Annotated in this window: 18 protein-coding genes; 6 read left to right on the top strand and 12 right to left on the bottom strand. The window is 60.0% G+C overall.

Annotation, left to right across the window (positions count from 1 at the left end):
* Positions 1–215: 215 nt before the first annotated feature.
* Entirely contained in the window at positions 216–1697 is a 1482-nt protein-coding gene (locus BV95_RS08840) for an aldehyde dehydrogenase family protein (RefSeq protein WP_051749670.1), read from the top strand.
* A gap of 651 nt (positions 1698–2348) precedes the next feature.
* Here the strand turns inward: BV95_RS08840 and BV95_RS08835 are convergent.
* From BV95_RS08835 to BV95_RS08825, 3 genes are all read right to left on the bottom strand, one after another.
* The gene (locus tag BV95_RS08835; RefSeq protein ID WP_234703128.1) at positions 2349–3455 is read right to left on the bottom strand and encodes a zinc-binding dehydrogenase; all 1107 of its coding nucleotides are present in this window, start codon (positions 3453–3455) and stop codon (positions 2349–2351) included.
* A 271-nt stretch (positions 3456–3726) separates the two neighbouring features.
* Positions 3727–6153, bottom strand: coding sequence for a TonB-dependent receptor (locus BV95_RS08830; protein WP_081873321.1), 2427 nt, complete (start codon positions 6151–6153; stop codon positions 3727–3729).
* Positions 6154–6564: 411 nt separating this feature from the next.
* The gene (locus BV95_RS08825) at positions 6565–7440 is read right to left on the bottom strand and encodes a LysR family transcriptional regulator (protein ID WP_202901553.1); all 876 of its coding nucleotides are present in this window, start codon (positions 7438–7440) and stop codon (positions 6565–6567) included.
* A 137-nt stretch (positions 7441–7577) separates the two neighbouring features.
* Here BV95_RS08825 and BV95_RS08820 point away from each other — a divergent pair, with 137 nt between their 5' ends.
* The 3 genes from BV95_RS08820 to BV95_RS08810 all read left to right on the top strand — a co-directional run bounded on the left by BV95_RS08820 (position 7578) and on the right by BV95_RS08810 (position 10620).
* Positions 7578–8354 carry an NAD(P)H-dependent oxidoreductase gene (locus BV95_RS08820; protein WP_037450215.1) on the top strand — a complete coding sequence of 259 codons (777 nt, stop codon included), beginning with the start codon at positions 7578–7580 and terminating at the stop codon, positions 8352–8354.
* A 122-nt stretch (positions 8355–8476) separates the two neighbouring features.
* The gene (locus tag BV95_RS08815) at positions 8477–9211 is read left to right on the top strand and encodes an SDR family NAD(P)-dependent oxidoreductase (RefSeq protein WP_037450212.1); all 735 of its coding nucleotides are present in this window, start codon (positions 8477–8479) and stop codon (positions 9209–9211) included.
* A gap of 176 nt (positions 9212–9387) precedes the next feature.
* Positions 9388–10620, top strand: coding sequence for an amidohydrolase family protein (locus tag BV95_RS08810; protein ID WP_037450209.1), 1233 nt, complete (start codon positions 9388–9390; stop codon positions 10618–10620).
* An 87-nt stretch (positions 10621–10707) separates the two neighbouring features.
* On the opposite strand, the gene BV95_RS08805 is transcribed toward BV95_RS08810, so the two are convergent.
* Complete coding sequence (locus BV95_RS08805) at positions 10708–11517, bottom strand: SDR family NAD(P)-dependent oxidoreductase (RefSeq protein WP_051749667.1); 810 nt, start codon at positions 11515–11517, stop codon at positions 10708–10710.
* A 125-nt stretch (positions 11518–11642) separates the two neighbouring features.
* Between BV95_RS08805 and BV95_RS08800 the strand changes: the two genes are divergently transcribed.
* Complete coding sequence (locus tag BV95_RS08800; protein ID WP_051749666.1) at positions 11643–12395, top strand: SDR family NAD(P)-dependent oxidoreductase; 753 nt, start codon at positions 11643–11645, stop codon at positions 12393–12395.
* Positions 12396–12418: 23 nt separating this feature from the next.
* Here the strand turns inward: BV95_RS08800 and BV95_RS08795 are convergent, their stop codons facing one another.
* The 4 genes from BV95_RS08795 to BV95_RS08780 are packed head-to-tail and all read right to left on the bottom strand — an operon-like array spanning position 12419 to position 15853.
* Positions 12419–13168, bottom strand: a complete 750-nt coding sequence (locus BV95_RS08795; RefSeq protein ID WP_037450203.1) for an SDR family NAD(P)-dependent oxidoreductase — start codon at positions 13166–13168, stop codon at positions 12419–12421.
* Between the two features lie 30 nt (positions 13169–13198).
* Entirely contained in the window at positions 13199–14062 is an 864-nt protein-coding gene (locus BV95_RS08790) for an SDR family NAD(P)-dependent oxidoreductase (protein WP_234703127.1), read from the bottom strand.
* A gap of 31 nt (positions 14063–14093) precedes the next feature.
* Positions 14094–14540 (bottom strand): nuclear transport factor 2 family protein, encoded by a 447-nt coding sequence (locus BV95_RS08785; protein WP_037450200.1) that lies wholly within the window; start codon positions 14538–14540, stop codon positions 14094–14096.
* Complete coding sequence (locus BV95_RS08780) at positions 14537–15853, bottom strand: MFS transporter (protein WP_081873319.1); 1317 nt, start codon at positions 15851–15853, stop codon at positions 14537–14539. The genes BV95_RS08785 and BV95_RS08780 overlap by 4 nt, the downstream gene beginning before the upstream one ends.
* 602 nt (positions 15854–16455) lie before the next feature.
* On the opposite strand from BV95_RS08780, the gene BV95_RS08775 reads away from it, so the two are divergent.
* Positions 16456–18726: a TonB-dependent receptor gene (locus BV95_RS08775; protein WP_037450193.1), complete on the top strand. Its 2271-nt coding sequence runs from the start codon at positions 16456–16458 to the stop codon at positions 18724–18726.
* Positions 18727–18903: 177 nt separating this feature from the next.
* Here BV95_RS08775 and BV95_RS08770 read toward each other — a convergent pair whose 3' ends face one another.
* The 4 genes from BV95_RS08770 to BV95_RS08755 all read right to left on the bottom strand — a co-directional run bounded on the left by BV95_RS08770 (position 18904) and on the right by BV95_RS08755 (position 23193).
* The gene (locus tag BV95_RS08770) at positions 18904–19497 is read right to left on the bottom strand and encodes an NADPH-dependent F420 reductase (RefSeq protein ID WP_037450190.1); all 594 of its coding nucleotides are present in this window, start codon (positions 19495–19497) and stop codon (positions 18904–18906) included.
* A 1-nt stretch (position 19498) separates the two neighbouring features.
* Entirely contained in the window at positions 19499–20683 is a 1185-nt protein-coding gene (locus tag BV95_RS08765) for a beta/alpha barrel domain-containing protein (protein ID WP_051749665.1), read from the bottom strand.
* Positions 20684–20719: 36 nt separating this feature from the next.
* Positions 20720–21577: an SDR family NAD(P)-dependent oxidoreductase gene (locus BV95_RS08760; protein WP_322788195.1), complete on the bottom strand. Its 858-nt coding sequence runs from the start codon at positions 21575–21577 to the stop codon at positions 20720–20722.
* A 74-nt stretch (positions 21578–21651) separates the two neighbouring features.
* The gene (locus tag BV95_RS08755; RefSeq protein ID WP_037450186.1) at positions 21652–23193 is read right to left on the bottom strand and encodes a class I adenylate-forming enzyme family protein; all 1542 of its coding nucleotides are present in this window, start codon (positions 23191–23193) and stop codon (positions 21652–21654) included.
* Positions 23194–23246 lie beyond the last annotated feature (53 nt).

Below are 23246 nucleotides of genomic sequence, written 5' to 3'. Positions count from 1 at the left end.
TATGCTTGCTGGTAATTCATATGCATATCTCGATGCGGTCGCTCGGTTGGGATGGCCCCACTCCAAGGAAGATGGCCGATGCCGTGGAACATCTCTCCTCCGGCGAACCGCGCGATGCGCAGCTGCAAAGGGCGCCGTCCCCAGAAAATGCGTAAATAGCCGATGAATGCGTCACGCAGGCGCAATCGGTCATAACCGATGAAGAAGGAAGTCAGATGAGCGATTTGGACGTTACGGTCTTGGACAGGCCCGCGCAGAACTGGATCAACGGTGAATGGAGCGCGGATGGAGCCGTCCTGGAGTCCATCAGCCCGTCGACTGGCGAGGTGCTGGGCCACTATGTGGACGCTAGCGCAGAGGAATCGCAGCGTTCGATCAATGCGGCGCGCGAGGCCTTCAGCGCCACCGACTGGGCGAAGGACCGATCGCTGCGATCGCGCGCGCTTCTCGAAATGGCGGACCGCCTCCAGGGGATCGCGCCCGAGCTGGCCCTGATGCTCGCCCGCGAAGGCGGCAAGTTGCACATGCAGACGCAGTGGGAGGTCCGGCTGTCCATCGAATGGCTGCGTTATGCCGCCGCCAGCGCGCTACTGCAGACGGATGGCCGTGCGTTGGAAGTGTCTCCTGGCGTGCATTTCCATTCGGCTCGCGAGCCGATGGGAGTCGTAGGGGTTATCTCACCCTGGAATTCGCCGGTCATATTGTCGGTTCGCGCAATCGGTCCTGCGCTTGCGGCCGGCTGCACGGTGGTGTTGAAGCTCCCCCACCAGACCGCATTGACCAACGCCTTGTTCAGCAAGGCAATGGCGGAAACGAAGCTGCTTCCGCCGGGCGTGCTGAACATCATCACGGAAACCGGCAGCATCGGCGCATCCCTGCTCGTGGAATCTCCGGAGGTGAATGCGATCAGCTATACAGGTAGCACGAAGATCGGTCGTCTCATTGGCGCGAACGGAAGCCGGACGTTGAAGCGTATCAACCTGGAACTGGGCGGAAAGACGCCCCTGATCGTCTTTGACGATGCGGACCTTAACCTTGTCGTCCCGCAGATAATCATGGCGTGCGTTTTGATGAACGGGCAATATTGCTGCACCGGTTCGCGCATCCTCGTCCAGCGCGGCATTGCCGATAGGCTGCGGGCCGCGCTGATCGAGGCATATCAGAATATCCGCCTGGGCCACAGCGATGACCCAGACGCGCAGCTGGGGCCACTGGTCGACAAGGACAGTGTCCGTCGCCTCGACGAACAGGTCGCCGCAGCAGAAGGCTATGCGAAGATACTCGTTCGCGGCGGACCGGTCACAGAGGGTCCACTGGCCAGCGGCGCGTTTTTCAGGCCGGCGCTCATCGAGGTCCAGGATCTTGACACCTATGTGGTTCAGAACGAGCTTTTCGGCCCGGTCCAGACCTTCGAGCTGTTCGATGACGAGGCGGACGCGATCCATCGCGCCAATGCGACCGAGTTTGGCCTGGCGGCGTCGATCTATACTGCCGACGCTTCGCGGGCGCGGCGTGTCGGCAAGGGCGTGGAAGCGGGTCATATCTGGATCAACTGCTGGGCCGTGCTGTCGGAGCATTTCGAGCAGAGCGGCTACAAGCAGAGCGGCATCGGGGCGCTATGTGGTCCGCAGGCTATTCAGGAATTTCAGGAGCTCAAGATCTACGCAACGGTCGATGCGCCTTCGCCGGGGGCCTGAAGTCGGCGGGAGCAGTTGCTTTGGCCGGGGCCTTGATGATCAGTAGATAGCGAAAAGGCTTGGCCTGGCATTTTCATTGCCCAGGCCGAGCCTTTCCAGCGCGACGGCGTCTCATTGGAATAATTCGTCGGCATGAAGTCTGGGCGCACGGCGTCGCCGGGCCGACAAGGTGTCGATCCCCCCCTTTGACCCAGGCCAGCTATGTCTCCGCGCCAGCCTGCCGGCGGGTCCAGGGGTAATATCTGGCCTGCTATAGCGAGGGGTAGCGTAATTGGGCGCCCGTCGTCCGTCGCGAAGGTGATGATCGGCTGCGCAATCTCCCGCTCGGTCATCGCAGGGGTCTCCACTTTTGAAGGCGGATATGTATTCCATCGGGGTTTCGGCGACCCCCCAAACCCATTTGCTCGCCGCCCAGAGCACGCTGCGCCAAATCGGACGCAGCGTGCTCTAGATTTTTGTTTTTGCATCGTTTTCAGCGCAAAACCGGTTCCTACTTTTGCGCATGATACTCTAAGTCGTCGTCAAGGGGGGCGGGAACGCGGCCTTGCGGGAGGTTCGGCCGCGGCGCGACCGAAACCGGATGAGCCGCTGTTAGGAGAACGTGCAGGACGAAGGCCATATTCCCGCATCCAGAGAGCATTGCGGGCTCCCTTAGCCGGCGGTGGGGTCGATGAGCACTTTCTCGCCCGTGGACTTTCGTTGAACTGCTTGTATGAGTTCAGGCTCCAGCGCGTCGGCAAGGCCGACGGTGCGCGAATAATGGCTCGCGAAGGTGGTGGTCAATTCATCCACGACCCGCTGCCGCAGGCGTCTCTCCGTTTCCGGGCCGGCTTTCCGAAGGAAGTGGAACAGCAGCCATGAGGTCACGCTCCAGTCATTTCCCAGGTCCATTCGTCGCAGGGTAACAGGGGCGGTGTCCAGCACGCCTGTGAGAAACAGATGCCTGAACACATCTGACCCGTATCGGTTATAGGCCGGCATGTGTCGCACCGCCGCTTGCTCCATCGCCTGCAAGATATCGCTGCCCTGCGTGCCGCCGCCGATCGCGTCGAAGACAGCGGTTGCACTGGTCGCGTCAAGAAGGTCAGTGAGCTGATCTATGAAATCAGGGTCCGAGCTGTTGAGAACATATTCGGCGCCGATATCCCGAAGCAGACTTTCTTGCTCCTTCGATCGCACGATATTGATCAGGGCGATCCCGTCGCTATGACAGATTTTCTGCATCATCTGGCCAAGATTGGACGCCGCGGCAGTTTGCACGATGGCCCGGTGACCTTCGGCTTTGGCGGTTTCGATCAGGCCAAGTGCGGTTAACGGATTTATGAACATGGAAGCGCCATCGGCGGTGCTGGCGTGATCCGGGATCTCCAGCACTTCCGGGGCGCGGATCTTGCGGTAGTCGGCATACATGCCCCCGCCCATCATGCCGACGCGCTTGCCCAGCAGCGCCGTTGCCTCCGGGCCTGTGGCGACGACCGTTCCAGCCCCTTCGTTGCCGACCGGCAATGGCAGGCCCAGGCGACCGCGCAGGCCCTTCAGCGGGGCGGCCGGAACCTTGGCCGAAAGCTGTGGCCGCCCCTCCTCCACGGTGAGATTCAAAGTGGAGAGGTCGGCCGGCCCTATCATGGCGCTAAGGTCGCTCGGATTGATGGGGGTGGCCTCGATACGGACGATGATCTCGTCGTTCGCAGGCTCATCAATTGCGGTATCGTGAAGCGTTACCGTAAGGCCACCATCTTCGGCGATGGTCGAACGCATTTGCCGCCCATATATCATCTCATGACTCCATTGCTGATCGCAGAATGCCGCCGGTCGTCGCCACGCGCCAAATTTGTTGTCGATCGAGTATCTTATCTGACGATTATGTAAAGATGCTTTTTTCGTTGCATCCGGTGTCGCCTTTCGTCGCAGGTCTTGGCGGAATGAGCGACGGGCGAGAACTGTCCGAAACGCGATCAGACGAGGATATATCGTGACGAAAGACCGGATCATCGGGTGATGATCCGGTCCCAGGGAGCGTTCTTTCCAATCAGTTCTTGAAGCGCACCGTCGCGCCGAAAGTTCGCGGCATGTTGGAATAGCGCAGAACCGATTCCGCGTTGGCGTAGGCTAGGTTCCAATAATATTTATTGGTGATGTTCTTGCTCCATAGCATAAGCTCAAGTCCTGTCTTGAACGTCACGCCGAGGCGCACGTCCACGGTTGTCCATGGGTCGATCTTTGTCACTTCGCTGTGCGACAGGTCCGACCAGGTCACACTGTTATATGTGACCGACCCTCCCAAAAATGCATCTGCTTCGGTGGAAATCGGCAGGCGAAGCTCCGCGTCGCTAACCGATGTCCATTTCGGCGAAAGATTGAACGAATTGCCTCGAACATTGATGGGATTGAGAAACACGTCATAGTCCGGAAAATCGCCTACTTTCGAATCTGCATAGGTAACGGCCGATTTCAGGGTCAGCGCGTCAATGGGCCTGAAGGTGATGTCTGCGTCAAAGCCCTTGACCGATGATTTGGGAACATTGTTGTTCTGGGACACCAATCCTACCAGAGGATCAGTGGTGTAGGTGATCAGCTGCTTGTCCTTATAGTCATAATAATAGCCGGCTGCATTGATGGAAAGCTTGTCATCGAACAGGCGCGCCTTGATGCCCGCCTCATATGCGGTCAGTTCCTCCTGGGTGACAGGACGAAGTGTGAGGTAGGAAGCCGCAGCCTTCGACGGATAAGCCCCCGCCTTGAAGCCGCGGCTGATGGTGCCGTACACCGACAGGTCGCGGTTGAATTTATAGTTCGCATTCAGGCGCCACGGCACGTTGTTTTCTTTGAACGAATTCGGATCGGCGTAGGGAAGGAAGCCGTTCGATTCCGGCCCGATGGTAAAGCAGCCGCCTTGCTGAATGCCCGAAAAGGGCGCCAGGCCAATGGTGGAGCGTGCGAAGTTTATGGCTCCGGTGAAGAATGCCGCGGAATCGCCGTCCACATCGTAGGTACAGCTGGTGGCCGTGTGCTTGGCGTGGGTGTAACGTATGCCTGCCGACAGGGTCAGTTCGCTGGTGATGTCCCAGTCGACATTAGCAAAAACGGAATATGTGTCGTTCTTCTGATCGTTGATGGCGTCATAGACAAAGAATCCCGCTGCCTGCTGGGGCGAATTCAGATAGTCGTACCAGCGGTCGACCTGGTAAGATGTGTCATGCGCGTAGTTGGCGCCGATGATGTAGCTGATGCCAGAGCCGGGGATTTTGCCCGAGGCGCGGATTTCCTGGCTGAATGCCTTGATGTTGCCGGACCAGTGATAATCCTGGATAGCGAGCGCATAGCCTGAACCATTCGTCTTGATGTCGATATCCATCCGCGAATAGGTGCTGAGTGAAGTCAGCTGCAAATTCGGAGTGACGTCATAATCCACACGCAGTGCGGCTTGATAGAAGGTATTGTGGCGGTCACGGGGGAAGTTGGGATTCCATTCCGCCGCTCTTGCACTATAGGTGTTCACCAGCGGGTTCGGGCCGGTCGCAGGCGGTATGATGCGCGGATCCACGAAAGCAGGGACGCCGGGACGATATATGACAAGCTGCGGCTGTTGATTGTCAGAGTTGTCGACATAGCCATTGAGGTTCAGCGAAAACTTGAGTGCATCGGACGGTTCCCAGTCGAGCAGCAGTCGTCCCGAAAACTTGCGCTGACTGCCGTTCTTGTCATCCTGTTCATAGTTGGGCGAGGGGACCAGCGTGCCGCCGTAGAGCGTCGGATCGGCGCCGGGGTGGCGGGACCAGCTATACTGCCAGGGACCGGAGTTGATGACACTGACCGCAGCGCGCGCCTTCAACGTGTCGGTGAGCGGGCCGCTGACGAAACCCTGGACCTGAAGCGTATCAAACCGCCCGTAGCCGATCTCTCCGCCATACTGCAGGCTATCGGTAGGCTTGGCGGCGATCAGGTTGATTGCGCCGCCTGTGGCATTCTGGCCATATAAGGTGCCCTGGGGACCCTTTAGAACCTCGACCCGCTCAAGGTCCAGTATCGCGCCCTGCGACATGATCGAGAAGGGGATCGGCGCTTCGTCTATGGAAATGCTGACCGTAGGCGAATTGGCCCAGTTCTGGGCGTTGAAGTTGATGCCGCGCAAAGAATAGATCGGCGTGCCGTCACCATTTGTCTGAACACTGAAGCCTGGAACGACCTTCGCCAGGTCGGCGACACTGGTCACACCCTGACGTTGCAGCGTTTCAGCGGACGCGACGTTGATCGTTATCCCGACATCATTGAGCGACTGCGCGCGCCGCTGGGCTGTTACGATGATGTCGTCCGCGCCAACCCGGGCTGCTTGTCTGGACGTGGGTTCATCCGCTCCTGCTACCGCCGCATTCAAATCTTGAGCCCAAGCCGGACTACTCAGTAAGGAGAATGCAAGAGCTGCAGACGAACAAAATGATTTGTGGATTGCACGCATATCCTACCCCTTTATGAACTAGTCTTCCGATTTTTTCGGATTGAAAATGAATATTTATGTCTTCGAGACGTCGGGAACTTCAAAGCGCCCGTGTGCAAGTGTTGCAGATGATGAGGACGCCAGAAGTATCTTGATGTGTGTCTCGACCATAAATCTTATTGTCTCTGACGTATCTGTCAAGCATCTTGGCGATTATGTCATTTTTGGGCGATTACGGACGAAAATCAGGGCGTAGCGGACCTGGCTGGCGGGTCCTGGGCGCTCCCCTCGCCGTTGGCGCGCGCCGCCTTGCAGAGGGTCGCCCAGCATTTTCTGCAAAGGAACGAATCGTGAGTGACGGGCCAGTTCCGTGCACGCGCCCGGCAGCGGCGGCCTGACACGGGCCGGTCTGGCCCGGCTTTTTCGCTTCGATCACTCGCTGGCGAAAAGATGTCGCGCCATGAAGTCGACGAAGACCCGGATCTTCGGTGAGAGATGTCTACTGGACGGCCATACCAGGCTGAACTGATCGGTAACGTCGATAATGTCTGTAAGGAGTGGCACAAGCGTCCCGGAAGAGAGCTGGTCTTTTGCGAGAAACTCCGGCAGACAACCTATTCCAATTCCACGGATAACAGCTTCGCGCACGGCTTCCAGGCTGTTGCAGGTCATGAAATGATTGTGCCGGACGGGCAGTTCGCTCCGGCTCCGGCGCAGGGTGTGTTCATAAAGCCTGCCGCTATCGGGAAAGCGAAACCCAATGCCCCTGTGCGCCATGAGATCGGAGACTGCCTTGGGCTCGCCAAATTGCTGCAAATAGCTGGGCGATGCGCACAAAAGATGGCGGTATGGCTTTAGCCGACGAACCATGAATCGGTTGTCGGGAATCGGCCCCATCAGGAGAGCCACATCCGCTCCGTCGTCGATCAGATCGACGCCCCGGTCTGAAAAGTCGAGATCGAACTCGATCTCCGGATAGCGCGCGAGGAAGGCTGGCAGGGCTGGCATCAGGACATGTTGTCCGATGACTGGACTCGACAGTCGGATAAGCCCGCGCGGCATTTCACGCATGCGCTGGAGGCTCTCCTGCGCATCATCCAGTTCTTCAAGAACACGCCGGCATCGTTCGTGAAACATGCGACCTTCTTCGGTCAGGCTGAGCTTACGTGTCGATCGCTGAATCAGTCGGACACCAAGCTGATCTTCCAGCTTCGTGACAGCCTTTCCTACGGCGGAAGGAGATAGGCCCAGCGCCTTTCCCGCCGCCACGAAGCTGCCGAGGTCGGCGGTTCTGACGAATGCCGACAAGCCGGAGAGGCGGTCAGGAACATTATTCAAGAGTTTTTTTCCCGACTCATTGGAAAGAATGGCACCTTATCGCAGATGCAGGCGTCGTTAAAGTAGGCGTCCTCTGGTCGATGGGTTGTGGTGATTAAGGAAATCTGATGAAGGTGTTGATCGTAGTTGCGCATCCCGACCAGGCATCCTTAACTCACTCGTTCACCGGTGTCGCCAATCAGCAGCTTCAGCGGGATGGTCATGAAGTGCAGGTGACGGACCTTTATGCGATGAGGTGGAAGAGTGAGATCGACCGTGATGACTTCCCAGGCCTGACGGAAACGGAGCGATTGATTGTCAGCGCCGCGTCGGACAGGGCTTTCCATGCGGGATCGTTGACCGAAGACGTCAAGGCGGAACAAGCCAAACTGCTTTGGGCCGATGGGCTTATCCTCGCTTTTCCGCTCTGGTGGTTCACCATGCCCGCCATCATGAAGGGCTGGGTCGAGCGTACCCTTTCACATGGATTGGGATACGGCCTTGGCGCATATAATGACACGCATTGGGGTGATCGATATGGCGAGGGAGCCATGGCGGGAAAGCGCGGCATGCTGCTGGTCATGCTGGGCGGCGCGCAGCCACATTATGATCGTCGGGGCATCAATGGCCCCATTGACGATATCTTGTTTCCCATAACGCATGGCGTCCTTTTCTATCCTGGATTCAATGTGCTGCCTTCCTTTGTGTCCTATCGGGCGGACCGTATGACGCCGGAGAGGTTCGAAAATGAAGGCGAACATTTGCGCGAGCGGATGCGCAATTTCTTTACGGCCGAGCCAATTCCCTATCGAATGCAGAACGGCGGCGATTATCTTATTCCAAGTTTGCAGCTTCGCGCGGAACTCAGTCCGGGGATTGACGGCTTCGCCGCTCATTCCCGCTGAGGCCGTAAAGTCGATCGAGGCTTCAGCTTTATAAATATTTAAAGGCGGCGATGCGCGGGGAGCCATAGTATTACTTGTGTGAAGACTTTCTACATTAACTAATTATAAGATGGGAGGATTTTATGAACAGGCTCAAAGACAAGGTGGTGATAATTACCGGAGCAGGCAGCGGTCAAGGCGCCACGGAAGCCCGCTTGTTTGCAGCCGAAGGCGCCAAGCTGATCCTTACGGATATAAATGCCGAGGCCGGTGAACAGGTTGCGCGCGAAATCGGTGATCAGGCAATATTCGTCAAACATGACGTATCGCGGGAAGCGGATTGGCAACAGGTCGTTGCAGCGGCCCTTGACAAGTTCGGCCGGGTCGACGTGCTGATCAACAATGCCGGGATCTATGCGCAAGGGCGCTTTCAGGAAGCCGACGTCGAATCGTTCGATCGCTTCTTTGAGGTGAACGCTCGCGGGACATTCCTGGGCATGAAGGCGGTTCAGGAGCCGATGTTGAAGGCGGGAGGCGGCTCGATCGTCAACATATCTTCGCTGGTGGGTACGCGCGGCATGGCCAACGCATTTTCCTATTCAACATCGAAGTGGATGGTCCGCGGAATATCGAAATGCGCGGCCGTCGATTTGGCGGAGAGCAATATCCGGGTCAATGCTATTCTGCCAGGACTGATAGATACGCCGATGATCAGGGTCAACAAGCCGGAATTTCTTGAAGCTTTTACGCAATCCATCCCGGCCAAGCGGCTGGGGACAACTGAAGACATAGCGCATGCGGCGCTATACCTGGCTTCGGATGAATCTGCTTATATCATGGGCGCTGAGATCGCTGTCTGTGGCGCTGTTGGCGCTTGACTGCAAATAATCGAGGAACTGGGGGCTTCGTAAACGCTTCCGAAGCTGGCGGCATCGCAGCCCTCGTCGCACATTTCGGAGAACGGAGCGCAGGCGAAGCATGGTTCCCGGCGCTTTGAAACCATGCCCCTGGGTTTTCAGCCAATATTTGAGCCGATCTATACTTTTTCAGGAGAATGGAGATGGCGCTGTCATCGCAGGATAGACATGACATAGCGATCAACAACGCCTGCCTCTTCGATGGTCTAAACGTACGAACCGGGCGCTTCAATGTAGGCATACGGGATGGTGCGATAGTGACCGTATCGGAAGAAAGGCTGGCAGGTGACGAGGAGTTTAACGTTGCGGGCGCCTGGCTCAGCCCAGGTCTGATCGACAGCCATGTGCACCTGTTCGACCCGATCAGCTGCGTCGACGAACAGTCGATGAACACCTATCTGGACGATGTGCTTCCGCTGCATTTTCAGTCGTTTTTGCGTTATGGGGTCACGACGATCAAGTCGGTGGGCGACCCGGTGCCCGAATTGCTGACCATACGCGAACGCCTTCGGCTGGGCGTCTGCAGCGGCCCGCGATTTTTGATGACGGGATTCGGCCTGACCGCGCCTGGCGGTCATCCAACCAGAACGATCTACGGGCGAAATCCGTGGTATCAGAAGCGCGCAGCCGGAGAGGCCGACAGTCCCGAAGCGGCGCGGGAGCGCGTCGCCGAAATGGCGGAACTGGGCGTAGACGCGATCAAGCTGCTCTATCAGGGGGGATGCGCCTGCCACGGCGGCGAACCTGATTATCGCTGGCATGGGATGGTGCCCATCAACCGGTTGAAGCGGCCAGTCATGGAGGCTGCGATAGAGGAAGCGCATCGCAGGGGGCTGAAGGTCACGGTTCACACATATGAGCAGGACCGCGCCATCGAAGCGCTCGAGGCCGGAGCCGACGGCGTTGAGCACGGCATCGTCGGCGAGGACATATCCGACGATAGAGTTTTTGAACTTCTGCTGAGGAATGACGCGACCTACGTGCCGACTTTGTGGGTGTATCCCACGCCGGAAGCGCACCGCAATGTCGGCCGGGTCGCTGCGGCGGGGGTGCGCGTGGCGCTAGGCACGGACAGCTTCTCGCCGACTATAAAGGTGGAAGGGGTGGATGCCGGCCAATATGGTTCGAACTCCATCGTCGAGGCGCAGCGCATGGTGAAAGGCGGGCTTTCCCCCCTGGAGGTAATGCGCACGGCGACGGTTCAGGCCGCGAGGCATCTGGGTCGGGACGATATCGGCTCGGTGGCGGAAGGCTTGAAGGCCGACCTGGTCGTCTTTCGAGGCAATCCGGCCGCGGACATAGAAAATTTATGGAATCCTTCCCTCGTCATCGCAGACGGTAAAGTCGTTTCAAGGGGGGGCTCAGTCTGACATGACAGACGTCCTGCCTTCATCGGCGCATGCGGGAACGCTGGCATTATAGGGATCCGTCGGATCGGGCGCGTGCTCGATCCGGAGCTATGCTGGCGGCTTTATGGGGGTAACCAACGACTGGCTGACGCCGCAGTCGACGTCGATAACCTGTGCGGTAATGGCGGACGCGGCGTCCGACAGGAGGAAGCACACCATGGCGGCCACTTCATTAGGATCGACGAGCCGGCCGAGCGGCACTCTGCTTGCGCGCTCCGCCAGCGATTCAGGGGAATGGAGCCGGTGAACCAAGGGTGTGAGCGTCGTTGCGGGATTTACAACATTTACGCGGATACCCTCCGGCGCCCACTCGATCGCCAACTGTTGGGAAAGGGACACCAGTGCGGCCTTGCTGGGCCCGTAGCCGCCTCCGCCGGGGTAGGCCCCGCGCGCTGCAAGGGACGCGATGTTGACGACGCTGCCGACCGCGCTCGATGCAAGCTTGGGGTGGAATGCCTGGCACATGAGCAGGGCGCTATCGAGATTTATCTCGAAGCTGCGTCTCCATTTGTCGAGATCAATCGCCGCCAACGGTTCTCCGAGCACTGTGCCGACGCAATTTACCAGATAGTCGATATCGTTACGCCAGCTGACAACTTTCCCCAGCGCCGATTCTATCGAGGAACGGCTGGTGACGTCGCATCCCACCGCCAGAGCGTCGCCGCCGCGCGCCGCGATGCCTGCCAAGACATCGGCCGCGAGCGCAATGTCCAGATCGAGGATCGTCACGGCGCAGCCTGAATCCGCCAGCTGCTTCGCCACTGCCGCCCCGATGCCGCTGCCGCCACCGGTAACGATCGCGGTGCGACCGGTGAATGTCGTGTCGGAAAAAGGACTTAATTTGGCTGCATCGGCCACGATGGCAATCTCCCCTTTTTACGCCCCGTCCCGGAGCAGTCGCGCTCATGCTTGCGATCGGGAAGTCTCTTATCTACGTATAGGGCTAAATACAACCAAATGTGTCAGTGTATGGAGGCTCCGTGATGGCTGAAATCGCATCATCGACAGGAAGTCGGGGCCTTTCTGAAAAGGTGGCCATCGTGACGGGCGCGTCAGGCGGGATCGGGCATGCCATTGTCGAACGACTTGCGGCCGAAGGCGCTCGCGTCTTTGCGACCGACATCATGGAGTCGGCTTCACCCCTTCCCTCAGGCGCGATGTTCGAGCGTCTCGACGTCGGGAGCGAGCAGGATTGGCAAGCCCTGGCGGCCATCGTCGCTGAGCGGGCAGGGGGCGCGGACATTCTTGTCAATAATGCAGGAATTCGGGGGCCGACTGCCGATCTTCTGGACGTGCCGCTTGAGGAGTGGGACCATGTCGTACGCGCGAACCAGACATCGGTGTTTCTCGGCATGCGCGCCATTGCGCCTCAGATGATTGCCCGCGGCGGTGGATCAATCGTCAACATCGCGTCCATATTCGGCGTGATCTCGGTCGAACATATGGCTGGATATCATGCGACCAAGGCGGCCGTGCGGATGATGACGCGCAACGCGGCGGTTAGCTTGGGCGGGCGCGGCGTACGGGTCAACGCCATCCTGCCGGGTGTCATTGACACGCCCGCGACTGCCGGCCACTCCGCTCAGGTCCGCGCGGAGCGCAATGCCCGAACTGCGCTGGGACGGCGTGGGCGGCCTGAAGAGGTCGCAGCTGCCGTTCTATTCCTGGCCAGCGATGACGCGTCCTTCGTTACCGGGACGGATCTGGTGGTCGATGGCGGCTATCTGGCAAAATGATCCTACGCCATTCTGCATGAAATTCAGGTCCGCAGCGGCGCGCCACCCGCAATGGTCAGGGTCTCGCCGGTGATGAAACTGGCGGCGTCGGAACAGAAGAACAACACCGCACCGACGAGATCCCGCGGACTGCCCTGGCGTTGGATAAGCTGCTTCTTGTGGACGTCTTCCACAAAGCCAGGCGGCGCCTCGCTCATGACAGCCTCCGTATCCATCAGGCCTGGCACCAGTGCATATACGCGGATGCCATCGGCGGCGAGTTCATGGGCGAGGGCGGTGGTCAGACCGCGAACAGCCAGCTTCGATACGCCGTAGGCGTTCAGTGCGGGCATGCTGGCGATGGAGGACAGGTTTATGATCACCCCTCCGCCGCGTGCGCGCATCACGCCACGGCAGGCCTTGGCGCAGCGAACCGGGCCCAGAAGGTTGACGTCGAGAAGCAGGCTCCATGCATCCATCGGCAACTGGGTAGAGGGGATGTTGTATTCGATGCCATGCAGCGCGGCATTGTTGATCAGGATATCAATTCCGCCGAAGTGGCTGCTGACCTGCTGCGTGGCGGCTTCTATCGCTGTCATGTCGGTGACGTCGCATTTTATCGCGAGCGCTTGGCCGCCCGCTGCCTCGATGCTTTCGGCGACCGCGCGCGTTGCCGAAAGATCGATGTCGATGAGCGCCATCTTAGCCCCCTCGGCCGCCAAGGCTCGCGACAGCGTTTCGCCTATGCCGCGCGCGGCGCCTGTAACAAACGCGGTCTTGCCATGAAGCGACATCGCGCCTTCGTTCCTCTTCCGTGTTTCGTTTTAGGGCTTGGCGCCGAAGCTTGCGGGCATGATCGCCTGGCCATCGGGCGGGATTTCCCATGCGGCCGGCGCGCCGGCAATGCGGGCTGCTTCGGCTGTATCCAGGGACGTATCCCAACGCGCCGCAACAAAGCGTCTGCCCGTGACCTCTGCGGCGTCGGGAGACAGCAACCATAGCAACGGAGCCACCATGATGGTGGGGCGCAGCAATTCGGAGCGCGCGAGGCCGATCTCCTGCGGCACCATCCTGGTGTCGGTCGCGCCGCCTGGCACCAGGACGTTCACGGTTACGCCGGTCCCGGCGAGGTCCTGAGCCATGACCAGCGAGTGGGCTTCCGTTGCCGCCTTCGACCCCGCATAGGGGGCCATGCCCCTGCGTAGCATCGACTGCAGGCTGGTAGTGATGTTGACGATGCGCCCGCCGCCTGCGGCCATCATCGGGCCCGCCGCCGCCCGGGCGAGCAGGAAAGGGCCGATGGCGTTGACGTCGAAGATGCGCCGCCAGATGTCGGGTGGTACGCTCCAGAAGGGAGGCGGGTTGAAGATATAATCGTTCGATACCAGCTCTTGGCCGATGCCGGCATTGTTGATTATGCCGTCCAGCCGTCCGAAGGCGTCCAGCGCCAACGCCACTGCGGCGGCGGTTGCCTCCTCGCTGCAGACATCGAGGTGGATCAAACGCGCTTGCTCGCCATGTCCTAGCGTCGCCAGTTCGGTTTCCAGCGCGTCCAACCGATCCGTGCCCAGATCCCCCGCGACGACGCGCGCGCCAGCATGGAGCAGGCCAAGGGTCATAGCCCGGCCAAGTCCGCCGGCTGCGCCGGTCACGATATAGACGCCGTTTCGGGGCAAAGGCTCAGCCACGGCGGCATTCCCGGTTGCGAAGGATCGCCATCTACAGCCCACCGAAAAGGAATTTCGCGACACGGCGGGCGATCAGCCATTCGCCGTCAGCGCAGACCAGATGATCCTCATATTCGCCCATGGATCGCAGCGTCTCCGTGATGGGAATAGGTTCATCAGAGCCAATGTCCCGCCAGCCGCGGAAATGGGTGAAGTAGGATTTGACGACTATCCGGTCTGCTGAGACCCGGTAGGGCGCGATATTGCTGGCGATATGGCGACTGACCATATGTCGGTCGCGTTCGGCGATGGCTGCGTGCAGTTCCGCCCGGCCTCGAATTGCCACATCTGGGTAAGTGGACGGGCGGACGAACTCCAGGTCTTCGGTGAACAGCCGCACGAGCGCGTCGGCGTCGTTGGCGTCCATATGGAGGGAGGCGAGCGTAACGATACGGGCGCAAGCATCGAACGCTTTCATGTCGGCGGGATCAAGGGTCATGTCAGGGCCTGGCGGGGTTCGGTTTCGACGATCCGGGAGCGCGACGCGATCCGTTTGATCGCCGCGTCAGGATGAAGGAAGGCGAGGGTGATCAGCATGCCGCAGAGCAGAACCGCGGCGCAGAGCAGGATCGCCGGAACAAAGCCGGCAAAGCCCTGCCGGTCGATCAGCAGGCCGGTAAGATAGGGCGACGCCATCCCCGCCATGCTGGTCAGCGATAAAAGGACGACCAGCATTCGGTTCCGCAGTTCGAGCGGCGCGATCGCGCTGATAATGATGGGTACGGCGCTGGTGACGGGCTGCCCAGCCGCGATCGCGATCGCAAGCAGGCAGAACCTCATTGAATTTGTTGGCGCTGCGACTGCCGCCAGAAAGGCGGAGATGCCGATGACTAGGCAAGTGAGCATCGGCCAGACCACGGCCCGCCGGAAATTCAGTCCACGTTTCAGCAGGGCCTGCGATAGCGCGGACGCGGCTAGCAGGAGAACGGCGCCCAGTATGTATACGCCGGACCCTAACCAACTCGCAGTGACCCGGTCATAGCCGAGCCCAAGTTCCAACATGGGGAACAGCCACGCCACGGCGAAAGACATCACCCAGTAGGTCGAGAATCCGGCGGCGGTCACCGCGATTATGGCGGGGGCGCTCCAGAGCCTGTTGACCGTGCGCGGATGATCGCTCCGGGGCGACGCCGGCGTGGCGATAGCCATGCCCGGTCCGTCGCGCCCGAACGCCAGGAGCGTCGCCAGCATCAGGCCGCTGAAAAGGCCGCAGGTCACGAAACCCGCCTTCCATCCATAGGCGCCCATGACGGTTGTCAGTATCGGCGGCGCCACGATCGAACCGAGCAGGGGACCGATCATGATGAATGCCGTCGGGATACTGCGCCGATCGGCAGGAAACCATTCATGTGCGGCGGCAACCGACGTTGAAATGCTCGGACTCTCTGCAGCGCCGAGCAGCGCGCGACAGATCATGAGCATCATCAGCGATGGAGCGATCGCGATGGGAAACTGGGTGATCGTCCAGACCGCAATCATTACTGTCAGCAGCACCCGGGGCCGCACCCTATGCGATAGCGTCAGACCGACCACGACGCCTGAAAGGCCGTAAAGACCGAAAAAGGCGCCTGAAAGCAAGCCGTAGTCCGCTGTAGTGAGCGCAAGATCGCGCATGATGTCAGTCGCCGCTAGGCCAACGACCGAGCGGTCAAAGTAATTGAGCATTTGGCCCAAACAGAGAATCACAACCATCAATCTGGCGGTCGCTGCCGTACGATCAGGACTGACGGGGCGCGTTTTCGTAAATTTCATGACCCTGCTCACTGAGTAATAGTGTTCATTTCAACGTTCGCCATTCAACCGGGTAGCCGTAGGCGCCAGCTCCCCTGACCGGTCGCATAACTGAATGACGATTGTGCGCCTTTCCTGTTCGAAGGCCGGCATGCCGGGGCCAAATTTGAACGGAAATACCCCTCGGCGCGCATCATGCTCTCCTCGTCCCCGGCTTGAAAGCAGCTGTAAGGCAGTTCCGCCGGATCTCTCATTTTTACTGACGAATATGATAAGTAAATATTCCAATATGTAAAATGATATGTTGCAAAAGAGGCGATTGTTCCATTTTCTCTAAAAAAAATGACGAATGTGACGATAAACGGTCTTAATGATAAAATTTAGTTGACATGGCGCTCCTGCTGCGTTGAGTTGGGAACTGGCGCAGGTCGGTTCGAATCGACGCAATTTGGAAGTTGGGAGACAGAAAGCGGCTTTGGCCGCCTGTTTTCGTATGTCGGCAAGATCCGTCGACGTGCGGACGCTGTCTGAAATGCTGATCCTCCCGCCTTTCTGCGTTCAGCGACTGGCGCCTTACCCGGTGTGGACCGGCGATAATCGAGAATGAGAATGGGAGGGGAAAGATGAAAAATATCGCGCATTTCTATGCTGCTACAGTTCTGGGGTCGTGGCTTCTGGTCAGCGCCACCGCACATGCGCAGGGCGCAGGCGCGTCCGGCCCGCAGTCAGTTGAACCTCCCGTTACGGAGGGGGTGGCGGACATCGTCGTCTATGGTCAAAAGCGCGCCGCTGGGGAGGTCGCGCAGCGCGTGCCCATCGCCATCACGGCTGTTGACCAGCGATTGCTTCAGGCGACCAATAGCGTCAGCCTGCTGGACGTGGGTTCACTGGCTCCCAACGTGCAGACCAACACCACAGGGACCTTTCCCGGTTTTCCGAATTTCTCGATCCGTGGCATCGGCCTAAGTTCGTCCATCCGTAGCGTCGATCCGGCGGTCAATATCGTCCAGGATGGCCTGGTGCTCGCATATCAGGCGGGCGCCGTCCTCTCGACCTTCGATCTCGAAGGCATTGAAATCCTGCGCGGCCCGCAGGGTGTGCTGTTCGGCCGTAATGCGACCAGTGGCGCCTTTGTCCTGCGAACCCGGCGGCCCTCCGACGAATTTGGCGTTCGTTTCGACCTGTCCTATGGCAACTTCGATGCACTGGATGTCAATACAAGCGTCGAAGGCCCGCTCGGCAGCCCCAACGTGCTGGGTAAGGTCGCGGTGCTCTACCGTACCAATAGCGGTATGTTCAAAAACACCAATGAGGGTATTTTCGTCCCCGCCAGTGGCAACCCGACCGGAGCGGCCCCAAACCATAAGACGGGCCATATCGGTGATATTGACCAGCTGATCATCAAGCCGACCTTCCTGTTCAAGGCATCGGACGCAACGCGCTTGACGCTCTTCACCCAATATCAACGCTACAATGACGACGGCACGGTTCCACGCAACTTTCAAGCGCCCCCGGGCGCTGTGAGCACGCCGTCCCAAAGCGTCTTTGGCTACACGCCAACCACCAGCGGTTACGACACCAACATCACCGAAATCGGCTACGTCAAAATTCGCGCGGCCCATGTGATCGCGGAACTGGAAAATGAGATCGGTGCGGGCCTGTTAACCACTGTGGCGGGCTACCGCAAAGTATCCTACGATTCCACGACCAACAACGCGGGTACGCCATTCGACGGGTTCCTGGTTCCCGATAATCGTGAGGATAACGACCAATATAGCATCGAGTCCCGCTATAACGTGACGCTGACCGACGGCGTCGACCTTACCCTTGGCGTTTTCTATCTGCATTCGGACACCGAGGTGATCGAACGCCGTCGCGGCACCGGAGCCACGCTGTCGCCTCGCATCTATTCTCAGGGAAGCTTCGATCAGCGGACGAAGGCCTATGCCGGTTTCGCCAATGTCGACTGGGCGATAACGTCCGCCCTCAAGCTCTCTCTCGGCGGGCGCTACAGCAGCGAGAAGAAGTTCATCGACTATGTTCCGCTCGCGGCTTGTACCGACGACACATTCACGACCTGTATCCGCACACCGCTGACGGCGAAGAAGCGGTGGAACAACTTTTCGCCCCGTGCCGTGCTATCCTGGCAACCGGCCGAGCGCGTAACGGTGTTCGGCAGCTTCACCCGTGGCTTCCGTAGCGGTAACTTCAATCCGCGGACGACGGATACGACCGGCATTGGGGTCGGCCCGGCCGATCCCGAAACGGTGAGCGCTTATGAACTGGGCATCAAGAGCGACCTGTTCGACCGCAAGGCGCGCGTGAATGTCAGCGTTTTCCAATCCGACTATAACGCCATCCAGCAGGTGCTGACGGCGCCTGGCGCGGCTGTTGTCCAGTCCCTCCTGAATGCCGCGGACTCAAGGATCCGTGGTGTCGAGGGAGAGTTTACCCTCCGGCCGATCCCTGAACTCGAACTCAATACCAATGTCGGTTATCTCGATGGGCAATACCGCAAATTCGACATTCCCATTCCCGGTATCGCTGATCCCACGAACCTGAAGTTCATCAAGATCCCGAAATGGACAGTGTATCTCGCCGGTACTTATCGCACGGAAATCCCGTCACTCAACGGCGCCGCCAGCCTGCGCGTTTCGTACGACTGGCGCTCGGAATACCAGACCGACTTCCTCAATACCCCCGGTCTTGGCGAGGAAAGCTACGGATTGACGCACGTTGATCTGACATTTCGACGCGACAACTGGTCGGCTTCGATCTTTGGCCGCAATCTGTTCAATATCGAATATGCGGACACGAAGGCGCGTAACTTCGCATATATTGCCTATGGCGGCGCTCCCCGCACCTACGGCGTCCGCTTTACCTATCAGATGTAAGGCGAGAAGATCGAAGCGAAACCTGAAATTCGTTCACGTCACCTCGCGGCGCGACGAACTTCAGGTTCCGCAATCTTTGGGCTGGGAGCCGTGCAGGCGGTTCCTTGCCGCACGATCATGGACTTGGAATAAAGGCGCGGTTGGGTACATCCTACGACGACAGATGGCGGCCCGGCATCAGAATTTGACAAAGTTGATGCCGGGAAACGGCTCGCCGGGGAACTGGGCAAGGCTGCCGCCGACCGCCAGCGAACCCAGATCCACGGCATAGAAACCCATTTGCGCCATTAAGTCGCCGACCTGCCTTTTGGCTTCGGCATCGTTCCCGGAATAGAATAGTACACGGCGTCCTCCCGCGGGGGCGGGCTCGTTGAAGATCTCCGCCTCAATATCGATGAAGGCTTTTACCACGCGGGCGCCCGGCAGCATATCCGACACCACTTCGCTTGACAGCCGGCCGTTTAATTCGACGGGCTTCAACGACGGCACCTCGTCGGGGTTCGCCGCATCCACGACGATGCGGCTACCCCAGTGGGGGAGCCCTTGTAGCGCGTTGGCCAACTTCACCCAGGTCACAGCCAGGATGACGATATCGGCCCGAGCGGCCTCGTCGAAGGAAACCGCGCGGACATGGGGAGCCAATTCCTCCGCCAGCGCCGCCAGGGAAGCCGGTCCACGGCTGTTGGCGATGACGGCAGGAATTCCACGGGCTGAGAGATTGCGCGCAAGCTCCGTACCGAAGGCGCCTGCACCGAGAATACCGATCGACATGCTAAACTCCGTGTGTTGTGGGGACGGAAATGCGCGCGACGTGCGCGAGCGAACGGGCGGCGAGATGGCCTTCGCGGATCGCGGTCTGCAGGTAGCGCGGACCAAGGGCGTCGCCGACCACAGCCATATGTCCGGCAAAGTGGGAAAGCTCATCAGCGACCAGTCGATTGGGCAGATTGTGCTGGACGAGCACTACCGTATCGGCCGGCACGTCGAACGGGGTTCCGCCCAAGCGGTGCGCCATGCGGCAGCGACCTTCGTCGACGGCAACTAGTTGCGCATAGCAGTGGACATCCACACCGCGCGCGAGTAGCCGGCGTAGCGCCGGCTCTGTTGTCACGCTTGTCATGAGTCCTGGAGCGAAAGACGCGTGGCTGGTCGCGAAGGTGACGTGCACCTGCCGATCGGCCAGATATTCGGCCGCCGCGATAGCCTCATAATGGCCGGTATCGTCGAAGACCAGCGCGGTCGGCCCCCAATTCGGCCTGTGCCCCGCCATAAGCACGTCATGGCTCGACACTACGTGGGCGCTCGCGGTTCCGGGCACTGCGGCGCCCGGCACGAACATCTGATGCCCGTCGACGCGCGGCATGGAGCCGGTCGCCACGATCACCGCGTCGGGATTGAAGGCCGCAAGGTCCTCTGCCTGGAAATAGCTGCTCAGCCGCACATCGACGCCCAGACGATAGATTTCCCGCTCCAGCCAGTCTGCAATGTCTCCGATGCCGATGCGCCACGGCGCTCGCTTTGCGATGTTCACGCATCCACCCAGACGGTTGTTCGCCTCGACCAGCGTGACCCTGTGGCCGGACAGGGCATCCACCCCAGCCGCCTCCATGCCCGGGGGGCCACCGCCGACGACCAGCACCGAAAGAGGCGTCTCGGCGGCAACGATCAGGTCTTCCGATAATCTGGCTTCCTGCCCGACGGCTGGATTGACGGCGCATCCCAACCTTCCGGCGCTCAGCAGTCCGCCAACGCATCCATGATTGTAGTCGATGCAGGGGCGCACCTGATCCTCCTGTCCCTCCAGCGTCTTCCTTACCAGATCGGGATCGGCGATATGCGCGCGGGTGAGGACGACAAGATCGGCATGGCCAGCCGCGACAACCTGATCCGCCTCTTCCAGCGTCCGAAAACGTCCGATCAGGATGACAGGCGAAGACCGGCTTCGGCCAGCCGACAATCGGGCGAGGTTGATCGCCAGCGGCCTGAAATTGATTCAATCCGGCCGAGCCGCGCTATGTCCATGCCCGGAGAGGACGGCGTCGACTTGCGCATTTCCGCTTTGCGGCACGATGTCCCCTATGCGTGACGTGATGCTATCCCAATCGATCCGAACCTGATCAATGTTTATGGCCGTCTGCCGATATGTGACGCCCTGCGTCATCGCGATGTTGGCCGCGTAGATATGTCCGCCGCCCGCGCCGATGATCATGTTGCGGGGTGCGGCGTCGCTGACGAGATGTAGCGCCGCCGGCACGACGAGTTCAGGTTCGAATATCGGCATCACTTCATCTGGAAGGATGGATTCCGTCATGGCGGTCGCGGCGATCGGCGCGATGCAGTTGCAGATGATGCCGTATCTTTCGCCTTCCAGCGAAAGCGTTTTCGCCAGGCCCACGAGTCCGAGCTTGGCGGCCGCATAGTTGGACTGGCCGAAATTGCCGAAGAGTCCGCTTGAGGATGTCGTCATGAGAATGCGGCCATAGTTGCGATCGCGCATGCCGTCCCAGAAGGCCTTGGTGATGAGGAAAGCGCCGTTCAGATGGACCGTCAGCACATCCGTCCAGTCCTCAATCGTCATCTTGGAGAAAGTGCGGTCACGCAGGATGCCCGCATTGTTGATGATGATGTCGATGCCGCCCCATTCGCGGCCAATGCGGTCCGCCATGTCCGCGACACTGGCGGGATCGCTCACCGAGCAGCCCATCGCTATCGCCTTGCCCTGAGCGGCGAGGATTTCATCGGCCACGCTCTCGGTCGCGCGCTCGTCCACGTCGTTGACCACGACCTGGGCGCCCAGTCGCGCGAGGCCGATGGCATAGGCGCGCCCCAGTCCCTTGCCGGCCCCTGTCACCAGAGCCCGCCTACCCGCAAAACTATCCACCATTACGCCGTTCCTCTGAAAATCCTCGACCGGTCTGCGCGCGGTCACGCGGCCCCATGCAGGTTGACGAAATCTTCGCTCAATTTCGCCTTGAGCACCTTGCCGAGCGCATTGCGGGGCAGCTCGTCGGCCAGAGCGAGGGCGTGCAACCGCTGCATCCTGCCAAGCCGCGCGTTCGCCCAGTCGCGGAGCGCATCGGCATCGACATCCGGCGAGTTGGGAATGACAAAGGCCACCGGGGTCTCGCCCCATTGCGTGGAAGGTACGCCAACGACGGCGACATCGGCGACCTGGTCATGGCCGAGCAGCACGGCCTCCAGATCGGTTGGGTAGATGTTGAACCCGCCGGAAATGATCATATCCTTCTTGCGCCCGCAAATGATGAGAAAACCATCATCGTCGAAGCGCGCCAGATCGCCTGTTCGGAAGTAGGAAACGCCGTCCGGCGCGGTCCAGCGCGCGGCCTCCGTCAAGTCGGGACGGTTATGATAATGGGTCATCGACGATGCGGAGCGGCCAACGACTTCGCCCACCTTTCCTGGGCTGACTTCCGCCCCGTCCTCGCCGACCAACCGGATGTCATGACCGGCCACCGGGCGACCCACGGTGTGCAGTTTCGTCGGATTGTCATGCGCGAACAGGATGGTCGATCCACCCCCTTCGGTCAGTCCATAAAATTCGATCAGCCCGCCCGGCCAGCGGTCGAGGACCTCGCGCTTTTCCTCCGCCGACAGGTAGGAGGAAGTCACATATTTCATTCGGTAGGAACCGAGATCGAAACTGTCGAAATCCGGCCTCGCCAGAATTCGCCTGAACTGTACCGGCACGAGGACGGCATGCGTGACCCGGTGTCGCTCCGACAGATCGAGGAATGCCCCCGCGTCGAACTTTTCCATCAACAGCAATGTGCCGCCCGCCGCCAGGGTAGGGAAGAGGCCCGTCAGCGTCGTGTTGGAATAGAGCGGCGTGGATATCAGCATGACGGCGTCGCTGTCGAAACCGAGCAGTTGGGTCTGGGAATAGACGCCCGCGCGGAAACGGTGCGAATGAACGATCCCTTTGGGCGCGCCGGTCGTACCGGAGGAATAGATCAGGTTGAATTCCGTATCGGCGTCCATGCGCGGGAACGACAGTCCCGCCGGACTGCGAGGTGAGAGCCATCCTTCCCACGCATCACCTGGGAGTTGGGGCGACAAGGACACAACACGGATATCGGCGCCCGTCAGGCCTTCGGGAACTTCAGCAGGGCAGGGCGCGCCGATCAAGAGATGGGTGGGGCCGCTGTCCCGGATCATGCCGTGCAGTTGCTCGACCGACGCCGATGCCGGCAACGGCACGGCGGCCATCCCATTACGCAGGGCCCCGAGGAAGGCGACAAGATATTCCACGCTGCTGCCGGCGCAGATCGCGATCCGATCCCCGCGCCCGGCGCCGTCGCGCCGAAGAGCCGCCGCCGCCCTGTCAACGAGCGCGTCAAGTTCGGCATAGCCGATGCGGCGATCCCCCAGGATGACGGCGGGTCGATCCGGCGCGGAACGCGCATGTCCCGCGATCAGATCGGACAGGAAGACTATCTCATCGCTCATTTCAGATTCCCGTCTGCCGTGCCGCCCGGTCCCGGATATCGCCGCAGCATGCC

It is taken from the genome of Sphingobium chlorophenolicum (assembly GCF_000722875.1).
Lineage (GTDB): Bacteria > Pseudomonadota > Alphaproteobacteria > Sphingomonadales > Sphingomonadaceae > Sphingobium > Sphingobium chlorophenolicum.
This window is presented reverse-complemented; position numbering and strand designations above follow the sequence as displayed.

Excerpts from the sequence above, each read along its gene's own strand:
- BV95_RS08830 (WP_081873321.1), bottom strand. The coding sequence starts at position 6,153 with ATGCGTGCAATCCACAAATCATTTTGTTCGTCTGCAGCTCTTGCATTC.
- BV95_RS08800 (WP_051749666.1), top strand. The coding sequence starts at position 11,643 with ATGGCTGAAATCGCATCATCGACAGGAAGTCGGGGCCTTTCTGAAAAG.
- BV95_RS08755 (WP_037450186.1), bottom strand. The coding sequence starts at position 23,193 with ATGAGCGATGAGATAGTCTTCCTGTCCGATCTGATCGCGGGACATGCG.
- BV95_RS08770 (WP_037450190.1), bottom strand. The coding sequence starts at position 19,497 with ATGTCGATCGGTATTCTCGGTGCAGGCGCCTTCGGTACGGAGCTTGCG.
- BV95_RS08840 (WP_051749670.1), top strand. The coding sequence starts at position 216 with ATGAGCGATTTGGACGTTACGGTCTTGGACAGGCCCGCGCAGAACTGG.
- BV95_RS08835 (WP_234703128.1), bottom strand. The coding sequence starts at position 3,455 with ATGCGTTCGACCATCGCCGAAGATGGTGGCCTTACGGTAACGCTTCAC.
- BV95_RS08780 (WP_081873319.1), bottom strand. The coding sequence starts at position 15,853 with ATGAAATTTACGAAAACGCGCCCCGTCAGTCCTGATCGTACGGCAGCG.
- BV95_RS08775 (WP_037450193.1), top strand. The coding sequence starts at position 16,456 with ATGAAAAATATCGCGCATTTCTATGCTGCTACAGTTCTGGGGTCGTGG.
- BV95_RS08795 (WP_037450203.1), bottom strand. The coding sequence starts at position 13,168 with ATGTCGCTTCATGGCAAGACCGCGTTTGTTACAGGCGCCGCGCGCGGC.
- BV95_RS08820 (WP_037450215.1), top strand. The coding sequence starts at position 7,578 with ATGAAGGTGTTGATCGTAGTTGCGCATCCCGACCAGGCATCCTTAACT.
- BV95_RS08810 (WP_037450209.1), top strand. The coding sequence starts at position 9,388 with ATGGAGATGGCGCTGTCATCGCAGGATAGACATGACATAGCGATCAAC.
- BV95_RS08815 (WP_037450212.1), top strand. The coding sequence starts at position 8,477 with ATGAACAGGCTCAAAGACAAGGTGGTGATAATTACCGGAGCAGGCAGC.
- BV95_RS08785 (WP_037450200.1), bottom strand. The coding sequence starts at position 14,540 with ATGACCCTTGATCCCGCCGACATGAAAGCGTTCGATGCTTGCGCCCGT.